This window comes from Roseburia sp. 1XD42-34 (assembly GCF_009917385.1).
Taxonomy (GTDB): Bacteria; Bacillota; Bacilli; order Bacillales; family Amphibacillaceae; genus Virgibacillus.
This window is the reverse complement of the sequence record NZ_QWLJ01000025.1, coordinates 48,866-61,033: the sequence shown is the minus strand read 5'-3', so window position 1 is coordinate 61,033 and position 12,168 is coordinate 48,866. Positions and strand designations below refer to the sequence as shown.

Genomic DNA, 12,168 nt, shown 5'->3' with positions numbered 1-12,168 from the left:
TGGATACTTGCTTGCCTTGTTGTTTGAGCACCACTTTGATTTTACGTGATCCATACGCTCTACGGCTTTGATAAAATGGATAGGTTACACTTGAGAAAATGATCCATTAAGTATATTTTTCATTACCCCCCACAATATTCAATTTTAACTAACAAGATAAGCAAACCTTATTTCAGACTCCTTGCTATTTAGCAATATAATCAGATCAAAAAGCTAGTTTCAAAGGATTGTACCGCACTTTAACGCTAAGCACCCCTTATAAAATTTTCTATGTTAGAGGCCTTTCTCATTGTCTTATCCTAAATCGGGCAGTACCATATATTTATCCCTGTATTTCTCCCCATACCAATCTTTCTTATCAAATCCAAACTTTTTCCTAAACTCTTCCGAATACTTATATAAATAGTAACTTCTAATTGCGACACTGTTAAAATATAAAAATGAAAAAGATACTAAACATACAGCTAAAGGGAGAAAATCAATCAATGATCCAATAATTCTTGTTTCTAAATCATTTGCCTCGGAGAAAATAGCTTTCGATAGGTAATACAAGGATCCAACACCAATTAATAAACTAGTAATATTTTTTCTGTTCCTACTAGCCCACTCAACTAATGCTGATCTTTTCTTTTTTGCACCATATACCATTTTTTTTGTATTTTGGTAGCTTCTTATAAATATATACATATAACTGATTATATATAATCCTGTATAGATCAAACGTAATGAAGAACTATATATTAGCAACTGTGTTACTTTAAAAAAGAAAATCATAAACAAAAGTAGGAATATAGTCAAAAACGTGTTGTATACAAAAAAACCTTTAATGTTATTTTTTTTCTATATACAAACGCACCGATCACTACTGCTAAAATTAAAATAGACTGAATATGCATGTGCCATATGTTATCAAATAAAGTGATAAATTCATTACTTTCATCAAGAGGTATTGTGGCTTGATTCATAATATTGCTTATATAAATACTTACACCATATAAAGCATAGGATCCTAAACCAACACAAAAACCTGTAAATAATAATCCTTTTAATAAATTAAATTGTTTAATCGTATTAATTGAATTCTTTGCAAAGCTTTCACTAACAGTATCTTCTACTTGAGAAAAAGACCCGGTAAGTATACTCTTCATCCTAAACATCCCTTTATTCAATCCTTCTACATTTTTACAATCTATTTGGCAGCCAGTTTGAATTGTACTAAAGGATTTAGTGGACTAAATTCTCTAATCTTATTCATTATTTAGGAAGTTTTTTGTTACTTGTTTCTTCCATCTATTTATGGGCCACACAAATCATGTTTTATGTTTAAAATAAACTGCTGTCTGTTAAATCATAACCCCTTACTCCTCTACATCCATTTTGAAATTAGCCATTTCCAAATGCACGTTATCTTTTGTTAATCGATTAAACAACTGTTCCTGCTCTGGGGTTATATCCAACATAAAGGGTATTGCGGAATCAGGGTGAAGGATACCAAATTCATCTTCAGGTAGTACTAACTTTTTATTTTCATATATGTATTCTCCCTCCTTGTTTCCAAATGTCATATCAAAGGTTATATTCTTGATTGGATCTTTTAAACGGTTAATAGCTAAAAATAAAATGGATTTACTTCCATCAGGGTTAACTGTAATATCAAACGGATAGAGGCTAAAATCACTTGGAACCCCCATTTTGGTATCAGCTTTGATTGCCTCATCTAAAGCCGTGTATATTTCGTTATTTTCGATTGTCACCCCTGCATCCTTATCCTGTTTTTGTAATTCCAATTTCAAGTCGTTCATTTGTCCTCCAGCATGTTCATTGGTATTTTGTTCCTTTCCATTTCCGTTATCTATATTTGACTGCGCTTCCCTTTTTTCTAGTGGCTGCTCACTTTCACTTTCTTTTGAATCATTACTACATGCAATCAACAAAAATAAAAGCGCCACCGTGATAAGCATTAACAACTTTTTCATTTCTCATCTTCCCCTCCCCAATGGCTAATACGTTTAAACTCCTACACTCATCTCCACGTACCGTCTTCCCATATGGCTAGTCTTATACTCTACAAAAACAGGAGTTTTCTGTTCCAATCCATTCCGCCTTATATAATTCATTAGCTCCCAAAACTTCACTTGAGACGCTGCTTCAAAATCATCCATTATTCGTGTCATTATCATTGGCTTTACAGAAAAGTAACTATGAAAATTTGCTTGCTGCTCTTCATCCAGTTTTGTAAAATTGTTTTCGACGATTGGTAAAAATATTTCTGCCTGCATAATCTCACTTGTTGGCTCGCTCAAAATAGTAAATAACATTCTTCCATCTGGATGGTATCCTCCCTTCTCCAAAATAGATTGAAAATCTTTTATGGCTAGCTCCATTTCTTCCGGTACAAACTGATAGTATTTGGAAACTACATTTGTATGAGCAATATGATGATGTTCTACAATCATGAACTCTCACCTCTATTATTTAAAGGTATATATAGGTCAATGATAACTTCATCATAAACTTCTAACAGTACACAATAGAATGTATCCTCTAATGGTACGTCATGTTGATGGGCGTATTCTTGAACCCGCTTATATGCAGCATGGAAATCAGTTGCTTGATCCGCTTGACGTAAAACTAATGCTTCTTTAATATATAATTGTTCTTGGAAAAAAAAGTCCGTTTCATCTGATAACCTAACAGGCTCACTAATTGGCAAATAATATGTGAACTTACCAAATTTATCTTCGTTCTTTTCAGGTGACACCGAAAAAAATATTGGACCATTTTGGTAAATACCTTCAGCAAGTATAAAATCTTCCATAATGAATAAACCCTGTTGCCAATTTTTTCTTAACTGCCTTGTTTCATAGACTAATAAATTATCAAAAATAAGGGAGCGAGTTTCAAATTGCAATTCAATCATCCTTCCTTTCTGACCCCATTGGCTTTAGATTTCCATCCTTATCAAAATTAAAGCTTTCAAAACGATATTTACAGTAAAGAATAACTAACTGTTCAGGTAGTACAAAAAGCATGGTAAAAAAAAGGATAGGTCCTATGATAATAACTCCAATAACTTCTACTTCTAATGTATAACTGTTTTGTGCAATAAATTGAATAATATAGGTCAGCCCCATACTCGCAACAATTACGGTTGGTATATTTATTTTCCCTTCAAAATTACTTCTTAACTTATCCTTACTAGAACCTTTTCGGTAAAAACCTTTTTTTAATAGAACATAGAAGCGAAAGCTTGTTATAATAAAGACAAGAAAACCAACCACTAGGGTTACATACATAAAAGTAAACAAAGCATCAAAAGTGACATCCATTCCAGACACATCCGATTTTAATAAAAACAGAGCACTAATATAAAGGTATAGACTAAATAAATTTTGTGATACCAAAATAACTATAAAATATTGTGTTTTCTGTAGACTCATATAAACCTTAGGAAAGGAAAAAATTATAGATAATAAAATTAGCGTAGCAGTTACCATACTATGAATAACAAAAACAATGTCAGCGTATGGAAAATAAGTTGAGTCTGCAGCAACTACATAAGTTAATACAAACATCAACAACTGTAAAAGTATACTAAAAGCTAACATTCCTCCTAAACTATTGGGCCTCTGTCTTCCCGATTCGAAAGGTCCTCGTAAAACAGCAAAATCATCTTCTTGTAGCTTATCTAATAACAAAATCAAAATCACCTACTCCTCTTTCTCTAACTAAACCAACCTGTTAATTTATGAAAAGCACCTTTTGCTCTATCCATTAAAGATTTTTGACTTTTACCAAGTTTAATATTTAATACCATATTCGCACCTATTCCGATTAAGGCTCCAACTGCAGTTCCGACTCCTGGTATTGGAATAAAAGCAGTTCCTGCAGCTGTAAACCCAGCTTGCACAGCTCCACTTATTGCAGTTTCAACAGTGGTGTCTACAGCCGCTCTAGAATATGCTGCTTCTTTTGTTAAACCATCTGCTCTGGAATCATTATAATTATTATAATAGCTTAATCCTGCTCCAACTGGTCCAAGCGCTTTTCCAGCAGCTCTTAAATACCCACCCCCAAGTATATTGTTGGGTTTTATTCCACTTATACTATCTTTTGCTCCATGAACTGTTGATTTTCCAACAGCTTTAAACTTTTCCAAATTCGTTGCCTTGTCATTGTAAGCTCTCATTTCGGGATATTCCTTAATTACGCTCTTCCCTTCTGGAGACCATATTTGCTTTCCTGTTTTCTTATCATAATAATTTAAAGGCGCTTTTGCTCTTCCTGATTTACCACTTTGATATAGTGATAATTTTGTATACCTATCTGGTTGCACTCCTAATTCTTTTAAAGCGGCTTCGCTTGCATTAATACGATAAATTGTCCTTCCGTTTTTTTCATATTTTGATACGCTCAATCCATCTTTTTCAGCTGCTCTTGCTATTGCTTTTGAAGATGTATAACCAGATATTGCTGAAGCAGCATACGTACCAATGAAGCTGCTTAGATTTTTAAAGTTTTTATCATTTTTATAATCACTAAATCTCTCCGAACCTGCAGATCCTTTAACGGAATTCATTGTCTTTTCGATATGCTCTATTAATGCCTTTGTTTGAGAATCATGGGATTTTCCTTCACTAGTAAACGAATTAAAATTTTCTTCCAATTCCTTGACTATCTCAACTATTTCCTTTTCATCTTGAGCAATACTATAAAATGGTGGGGTGCTAGCACTTGTCACATCAGAAACATTAAGAATTGTTTTTTGAATATTTTCATGGATACCACTCAACTTTTGATAGTCTATATTTATTTTTACTTCTTGATCGTTTAAGTAGTCACTCTGAATAATCGCATTATCGGAAGAATCTACATTTGAATGAAATGCTTCTAAATGATCTTTTAGATTATGATTCAAGTCGGTAAACAAATCAGTAAGTGCTTCAATTATTCCATGCTTATGAAAGTTTTTGAAATAACCTTTGGCATTGTTGGCTGCCATTCCAGTGAAAGTGTCCATTCCTATAATTTGTTCGATATTGGTCGATATTTCTTTCAAACTGGATTTAATATGAGTAGATACCTTCTGAATGTCATTAGAAAACTCGATAACCTCTGATATATCCACTTTATTTCCCATCTAGATCCTCCTTTCGTTATTAAAGTTTTCATCAGTCACTAGTTATTTTAAACGTACCCTTACTTAACTCTTCATCTTTTTCCTTCATGCTTTCTCCTATACTTTTCAATGTATCTATATCATTACTTAAAAGCGTTACATATCTTTCCAATATAGTCATTGCTTTAACCGCATTTTCCAAATCATTAGTAAACGGCGTGATATTCGTTTTATCAAAAGTCCAATTCTTATTAGTACAACTAATTAAACCGGAAACAGAAGCTCTTAACCTAGAAACATTTTCCCGAAAAACCTCTATATTTATGCCTACTTGCTCCACCAATTAAATCTACTCCCTTTCCTTTGCCCTTATTTGAGTCTCTAATAAATGAAAAGTACTTTGTAATTTATTTAATCCCAGTGCATATGAAGATTGGGTAGATTCATACCTTCTAATATCACTATCTATAGCCTCTTTTGCATTCTCCGCTTTAGATAGGTATTGCTGTACACTGTCTCTATATATACTATATTTATTTTCATAATTATCTTTAGTTTTCCCCTTCCAACTTCTTTCATCAACCTCTAAATTATCTATAGAGCTTTTAGTTGTTCTTAAATACGTAATACTAGTTTCCAGTATATTAGAAGCTGCCCGCAATCTACTGATTTTATCTGCCAATATAGTAATTTGTTCCTCAGAATTGCTTATCCCCTTTAAAACCGTTAACCTCTGCTGGCGCAAAAGACTTAATGATGTACTCATCCCCTGCTCCCCCTTTATTCTGGTATTTTCAGCTTTACATGATGGTGATCCATTGCTAAATAACATTCAAATGGATTTGGGTATTTTTCCTGTCTAATAAATGGCTGTTTGAATATATCCTGATCACTAAGTCTCATATTCAATAACCCTACTGTAGCTTGAGTTCTTATATATTTCGGTACTTGTTCAAAGCTAAGCCCAATATAATTGTAGTCCCCTATTAATATAAAATGAATTCCCCATTTTTTCCCTTGCTCTAACAAAAGGGTTATTTCATCTACTTCTAATTGACTGCGATCACAAAAATCTTTCACGTCCGCAATAAGAACGAGCCATCGCATATTATCGTCAGCTGGTTGTTTAGCACGAATATTGATTTCTGCCATAAGGTCGTTTTTGACAGCAGTAATGCTCTCTTGTTCAGAAATATATGCACTTATATCTTTTCCCATTTCTGCTAATCGTTGTTCTGCCGTATCTATTACCATCGTCTGAAAAGGATCAGAAAGAAGTGAAATGTTTTTGGTAAGTGATTTTTGCAATCTTGCTAAACCCTCTTGCCGATCGCTTACAACAGTTAAATGACCATGTTGAATTGGATTGAAAGCAACTGGTTGAACTTCTTCAAACTCCAAACCCAAAGGTACTGCTTGTTTTTTAACAAGCTGTTTTGTCTTTCTATTATTCTTGAACTTCTCAAAGTCAACAACCCCTTCAGGCATCATCGGAATTTCATCTGGCAAATCGCCATCCCAGAATTCTTCCATTGCCTTTGCGGTGGCTTGAATGGCATCAATAACAGCTAGTGTATCTTCTCCTTCTGCAGGAAGCATCGTCTGAAACAATGTGGGTTCTTCCAGCTTAATGAGCCCCCTTCCTGGGATTTCTTCAATTTCAATATCTGTTCTGCCGACAATTCCACGTGCTTCTGTTTCTTCAATTAAATAAAGTGGAATTTGCGTTTTAATATTGGATAACAACGGCATACGCATAGCGCTTTGTCGTCCGGCACTAATCGCTAAATGTATCCCTACACTTGCTCCTTCTCTAGCAATTTGTGTAATTAGCTTTTCAAACTCATCAGAAAATGGCGCCTCACGGACAGAATCATAATTATCAATCACAATCAATTGGTTTTCTACGATATCTCCGCTCGCTTTTTCATACATTTCTATACTCGCCACTCCAAAGCTACTTAGCTTCTGCTTGCGTTCCTTCATTTTTCCATTCATAAGGCGGATAAATTTGGCTATTTTCTCTTCCTCATCTAGAAGCATTGTATCGGCAACATGTGGCAACCCCTTTAATGGCAATAAGCCGTTCGTTCCGAAATCTAATAAATACATATGCAAATGCTCTGGACGATGCTGATGTACAAGGTTCATCACAACGGTTTGCAGAAAGGTCGATTTTCCGTAACCCGGACTTGAGAAAACTGCAATATGCCCATGTCTCGTTAAATCAAGTGTGAGTGGCGATTGTGATTGTAGCTCTGGCTGATCTAATAGACCTAATGTAACGACAAGTCGCTGCTTGCCTTCTGCTTGCCAAGCTTGCTTAAAATGCATATCGCACATTTCCTTTGGCAATATCCTTTCAGGTAACGGCGGCAACCATGGTCGTGGAAGTGGGTCAATTTGGCACTTTTCTGTGTATTCAGCAATATAGTCAATAACAGCTTCCAATTCGGTTGGTTTTTTCTCTACGTCCTTTTTATTCGCCAAGCCACTTAAATCCTCGGTCAGGATATCATACTGCCCTAAATCATTAATCGCATAAATCGTTGTATCTACGAATTCATGATCATCCTTATCAGGCACATAATCAGCACCGCTCCATGCGCTTTGGAAGAGCTCATAAATTTCATTGTTACCGACTTGTAAGTAGGCACGCCCTGGTAATGTAATTTCAGCTGCGTCGGGTGTTTTTAAGATTTCATTCGAATCACTCGCATTTTGTACTTTTAACGCCAATTTAAACTTGGAGTTTGACCAAATCTGGTCATCAACAACACCGCTTGGCTTTTGCGTTGCAAGTATAAGATGGATGCCAAGGGAACGCCCAATTCTTGCCGTGGATACGAGCTCCTTCATAAAGTCCGGTTGTTCTGATTTCAGCTCTGCGAACTCATCGGAGATCAAAAAGAGGTGTGGCATTGCTTCACTTGCTTTTCCTTGCTTATAAAGCTTTTGATATTGGTTAATATGATTTACATTATGTTCGCCAAAAAGTCGCTGTCGTTTTTGCAGTTCTGCTTTAATCGAAGCAAGCGCTCGCATCGATTGGGCTTTATCCAGGTTCGTAATCGTCCCTAACAAATGTGGCATATCATTAAATAAATTCGCCATTCCACCACCCTTATAATCTATAAGTAAAAAGGCAACTTCGTAAGGGTGAAAATTAATTCCTAACGACAGAATATAGGATTGGATAATTTCTGACTTACCAGAACCTGTCGTACCCGCAACAAGTCCGTGGGGACCGTGAGCTTTTTCGTGTAAGTTTAATTGCACAATATCTTCTTTACCCCGAAGTCCTAATGGAACTGCTAAGCTCTTATAAGTTTCATTCACACCCCAACGCTGTTCAATGTTGAGGTCATTTACATTCTCTACGCCGTACATTTCTAAAAAGGTTACTTTTTCAGGAATGGAATTTTTTAGATTCTGTAAATGGTTGATTGGCGCTAACGCACGAGTAATTTCTTGTTTATCGAAACCATCTGGATAGTGGTCTAGGTAAAATTTCTTATTTACTAATTCGCCCTCTTCCAGTAAAATGTTTCCATGCTTTGCATCACGTATATCAATAACTGTTTTTACATGTTCTGGTAGTGCCTGCATCACATCTTGAACAAATATAAGGGAGACGCCAATTTCACTTGGATCTTCATTGAAAAATTCCATGACAATATGATCCAATATCATCTTTTCGTCTGTAATAAGCACGATATAATGTGGAGAAAAATAAATTTTTTCGTTTTTGTTCGTCTTTTCATCGATTGTCTGCTTACGTTCTTTTAACAATTGATACAAGGAATGGAGGACTTGGTCACGAGAACGCTCGTGATAGACAAAACCACGCACATTTACATCTCGTAAACTCGCATGCGGCAGCCAGCGCATCCAATCCCACTCCTGCTTTTCTTCTTCTGGAAAGATCGTAATAAACTGAACGTCATGATAGCTATGGAACAACGCAATTTGGGTCACTAATAACTGCAGCTGTTCTAAAACCAGCGGCCGATGACCAATATACCCCACCGGTCCCTTCGTTAGTGATGTTACCACAGGTACGTTTTCTATTTCTTGATATTGCGATAACAGCTTTCTTGCTTGATCAACAAGTTCATCTTTTTCTTGCGTAAATTCTTCATCATTAAAATCTATTTTAAAACTAGATGGAACCGTTCCTAAGCCAGCACGGAAATGAAGAAAATCATGCTGGTACATGGTCTTTTCATAGATTCTCGCTTCCACATTTTTCGCCATCTCCCTAATCGTATCAACAGCTGGATAATGATAAAATAAAGCGTGACGCTGCTCTTCACTCACTAAGTGCAATTCTTTCGTTTTACGCTGTAAGTATGCCTTATAGGTTTCTTCCCGGTGCTTCATATCCTCTTTGTATTTTTTAACGCTTTTCATATAAGAAGTAATCGAAAATATAATCGTCACGACCGTTATCGATAGCATCACTACTATGTAAATTCCTCTAGGCTGAATAAGTGAGATAACCACGAGTGCTACGACCATCACAATTGGCGGCACAATGGTCCTTGCCAATTGTTCACTAGGCTTTGACGGTTTGTGAGCTGGTTTTGCTATCGTGCGATCTTCCTCTGGTTCACGATAAATAATTCGTGGTGACCGATGGTAATCTGGATATTCTCCACTATATGGGGTAACCACTTCCACCAATTCCACTAGCTTACTTGTCAATTGCTGTTTTGCAGTCATCACTTGCAGGTCATCTTCACCTACATAAATAATAGTGCCATCCATAAATAACTGATCACCTGGAAAAATAACCGTTTGCCGATCGACTGCCATAAAATTATGATAGACCGTCGTTCCTTGATTCGCTAACTTAAATGACACACCGTCATCCTGTCTATACAATACAAGATCAGCTGAAGCTTCTGGCAGCAGTATATCATCATAGCTATTGCTTCCAATCGTAACTATATTTCTGCCGGCAATATCATATGCATAGCTTTTCTTAACGTCTAACAAACTCAATTCCATTAAATGATCTGCAACTGGAATGGACATCTGTGTTTCTAGTTTATTTTCATCGACAAAGGCTTCATTGCCGTCCCAATGAATACGAAATGATTGATCCAATCCCAGAAAAGTCATGCTATCCGACCAATCATTACCTATTATCACTTCCTTATGTTCCTTTTCCGGTAAATGGCACTTATGCAATTGATTTTTATAGGTAACCATGAGTATTTTGTTTGCCACTGTATTTCTCCCTCTCTAAACCGTTGCAATAATGAATGAATTTCCTTTATTATTCTTCCTTTTTCTTACTTGCTTCTTGTTGATCCGTTTCATTCTTTTCGTTTTCTTTTCCATTTTTGGTCTCATCTTTTTTATTTTCATCCGCATTACTTTGCTTATCTGATTGGGGATCTTGCTCTGTTTGGCTACTATCTTCAGTTTCTGTATCATTTACCGGCACAGTTTTTTCTTCCTCAGCTTGTAAATCATACTCCTCCCGATACTTTTGTAATTCATCCTGTAACTTTTTAACGGTCTCTTCTCGTTCCGATCCTGTTAAATCTGGATTGTTTTTTGCCTGCTCTATCTTTTGAATAAGTCCATGCATAATTAAGATTGGATCATCAATATATTTTGCCTTTTCAATAGATGTGTCAAATTCTCCTCTGCCGTTGTAAATCCAGTATGCTAAATAGTCAGGGTCACTCTTCAGGCTAATGTTTTTTAAAATGACTTCTTTCTCAGCATCTGACAAGTTTTCAACGTTAATATAGGAGTGAGCTAAAATATACATCGTTTGTGCAGGCAACTTTTCCGGATTTTCATCCTCTAATGTGGAAATAACGTCACCATAAGAGGAAGCTAAGTAATGACCGTGGGCTTCTAATAAATTATTCTGATAAGGAGTTTTAATGAATCCATAATATATAACAGGAACAGCTAATAAAACCGAAACAATAATCATAATAATAGAAAGTTGTTTAAACAGACGAAATCGTTTAGTTGGTACAACGACCATGGTTTGTTCGGTTATTCGCTGCTCTTCTTCATAGCTTTTGGATAGAAAATCCTTAAGCTCTTCCAGATCGGTTATTTCACTCACTTGACGTTGAAAATCCGTCTCCGTCGCATTTTGCAAGGAACCGTGATAAAGCTGTTCATAATTATATTTCTTGGAAAATAGGGCGATGGTAAAGCATTTTAATTGTTTTAAAAAATCTGCTTCACTCATCTCGTAGGGAGGCACAAGTTTGCGAATCCCTCGATATATAATTATCGGCATAAGGTTATCATCAACAACAAGATTTTCAGGATGAAGAAAAAAAGTTATTCTTGTGTTCAAATACCGCTCTAATTTAATCATGTTGTAAACTAACCTTAATTTTTCATTTCTATGTAATTGCAGTAATCCATTCCAGGTTTTCACTTTCTGTTTGCGGTTAAATCTAAATCGATAGGCGTCTTCTTCTTCTGTAATGGTGAGCGGGGCAAAAAAATCAGAAGGATGTAGCATCACATCCATTTGTCGGACATCATGTACAGCGGTTTGTGATTTAGGTAATCGCACCTGCCAATGATCTTGTTCTATTTCAAATTGCAGTGTCAGACCTTCAAATTGTATGGTTTTCTCCTTCATTTCCTATTAACTCCTTTGTCCTGCAATAAAAACTATATTCTCATGGTTGAATTTATGTACGATAGTCTGAGTGTGTTCCGTTTATTCTTGCATGAATAGGATGTACCTCATCCAGAGCAACTTTAAAATTTTACATCTTATTTTTATCCTTTCTGTTATAAAACGAGTAAAATATCTCCATCTGTAACAGGATAATCTATGACATAGTCATCATCCGCTATAAATAAATTTTTGGTAGTAACTTTGATTGCATAACGAGATTGCTCTGGCAAATCGATATGCAGCGCATCCGTTACATAAAAAAGTAGTTGTTTAACAGTTAATTGCGTCGGGATACGAAGATCATATCCCCCGCCTCCCTCTGCAACATGGCTAAAATCCATCGTCACATTGATATGTGTATCTTGTACCATGAGCT

General features: G+C 35.7%; 12 protein-coding genes. All 12 read right to left on the bottom strand.

Annotation, left to right across the window (positions count from 1 at the left end; genetic code table 11):
- Nucleotides 1-294 precede the first annotated feature (294 nt).
- Entirely contained in the window at nucleotides 295-648 is a 354-nt protein-coding gene (locus D1839_RS13265; protein WP_147358286.1) for a hypothetical protein, read from the bottom strand.
- Between the two features lie 146 nt (nucleotides 649-794).
- Nucleotides 795-1,157, bottom strand: a complete 363-nt coding sequence (locus tag D1839_RS13260) for a hypothetical protein (RefSeq protein WP_147386010.1) — start codon at nucleotides 1,155-1,157, stop codon at nucleotides 795-797.
- 201 nt (nucleotides 1,158-1,358) lie between these two features.
- On the bottom strand, nucleotides 1,359-1,976 hold the full coding sequence (locus tag D1839_RS13255) for a hypothetical protein (protein ID WP_120380441.1): 618 nt from the start codon (nucleotides 1,974-1,976) through the stop codon (nucleotides 1,359-1,361).
- A gap of 33 nt (nucleotides 1,977-2,009) precedes the next feature.
- Nucleotides 2,010-2,456: a DUF5085 family protein gene (locus D1839_RS13250; RefSeq protein WP_120380440.1), complete on the bottom strand. Its 447-nt coding sequence runs from the start codon at nucleotides 2,454-2,456 to the stop codon at nucleotides 2,010-2,012.
- Nucleotides 2,453-2,911 carry a hypothetical protein gene (locus tag D1839_RS13245; protein WP_120380449.1) on the bottom strand — a complete coding sequence of 153 codons (459 nt, stop codon included), beginning with the start codon at nucleotides 2,909-2,911 and terminating at the stop codon, nucleotides 2,453-2,455. Before D1839_RS13245 ends, D1839_RS13250 begins: the two co-directional genes overlap by 4 nt.
- Before the next feature lies 1 nt (nucleotide 2,912).
- Entirely contained in the window at nucleotides 2,913-3,698 is a 786-nt protein-coding gene (locus tag D1839_RS13240) for a hypothetical protein (RefSeq protein WP_120380448.1), read from the bottom strand.
- Between the two features lie 26 nt (nucleotides 3,699-3,724).
- Nucleotides 3,725-5,140, bottom strand: coding sequence for a T7SS effector LXG polymorphic toxin (locus D1839_RS13235; RefSeq protein ID WP_120380439.1), 1,416 nt, complete (start codon nucleotides 5,138-5,140; stop codon nucleotides 3,725-3,727).
- Nucleotides 5,141-5,171: 31 nt separating this feature from the next.
- Nucleotides 5,172-5,459, bottom strand: coding sequence for a TIGR04197 family type VII secretion effector (locus D1839_RS13230; protein WP_286164813.1), 288 nt, complete (start codon nucleotides 5,457-5,459; stop codon nucleotides 5,172-5,174).
- 9 nt (nucleotides 5,460-5,468) lie between these two features.
- Entirely contained in the window at nucleotides 5,469-5,885 is a 417-nt protein-coding gene (locus D1839_RS13225) for a YwqH-like family protein (protein WP_158589663.1), read from the bottom strand.
- Between the two features lie 14 nt (nucleotides 5,886-5,899).
- Nucleotides 5,900-10,354: a type VII secretion protein EssC gene (gene essC, locus D1839_RS13220; RefSeq protein WP_120380436.1), complete on the bottom strand. Its 4,455-nt coding sequence runs from the start codon at nucleotides 10,352-10,354 to the stop codon at nucleotides 5,900-5,902.
- Between the two features lie 49 nt (nucleotides 10,355-10,403).
- Complete coding sequence (essB, locus tag D1839_RS13215; protein ID WP_120380435.1) at nucleotides 10,404-11,750, bottom strand: type VII secretion protein EssB; 1,347 nt, start codon at nucleotides 11,748-11,750, stop codon at nucleotides 10,404-10,406.
- A 155-nt stretch (nucleotides 11,751-11,905) separates the two neighbouring features.
- Nucleotides 11,906-12,163, bottom strand: a complete 258-nt coding sequence (locus D1839_RS13210; RefSeq protein ID WP_120380434.1) for an EsaB/YukD family protein — start codon at nucleotides 12,161-12,163, stop codon at nucleotides 11,906-11,908.
- Nucleotides 12,164-12,168 lie beyond the last annotated feature (5 nt).

Excerpts from the sequence above, each read along its gene's own strand:
- D1839_RS13265 (WP_147358286.1), bottom strand. The coding sequence starts at position 648 with ATGGTATATGGTGCAAAAAAGAAAAGATCAGCATTAGTTGAGTGGGCT.
- D1839_RS13260 (WP_147386010.1), bottom strand. The coding sequence starts at position 1,157 with ATGTTTAGGATGAAGAGTATACTTACCGGGTCTTTTTCTCAAGTAGAA.
- D1839_RS13255 (WP_120380441.1), bottom strand. The coding sequence starts at position 1,976 with ATGAAAAAGTTGTTAATGCTTATCACGGTGGCGCTTTTATTTTTGTTG.
- D1839_RS13250 (WP_120380440.1), bottom strand. The coding sequence starts at position 2,456 with ATGATTGTAGAACATCATCATATTGCTCATACAAATGTAGTTTCCAAA.
- D1839_RS13235 (WP_120380439.1), bottom strand. The coding sequence starts at position 5,140 with ATGGGAAATAAAGTGGATATATCAGAGGTTATCGAGTTTTCTAATGAC.
- D1839_RS13225 (WP_158589663.1), bottom strand. The coding sequence starts at position 5,885 with ATGAGTACATCATTAAGTCTTTTGCGCCAGCAGAGGTTAACGGTTTTA.
- essB (WP_120380435.1), bottom strand. The coding sequence starts at position 11,750 with ATGAAGGAGAAAACCATACAATTTGAAGGTCTGACACTGCAATTTGAA.
- D1839_RS13210 (WP_120380434.1), bottom strand. The coding sequence starts at position 12,163 with ATGGTACAAGATACACATATCAATGTGACGATGGATTTTAGCCATGTT.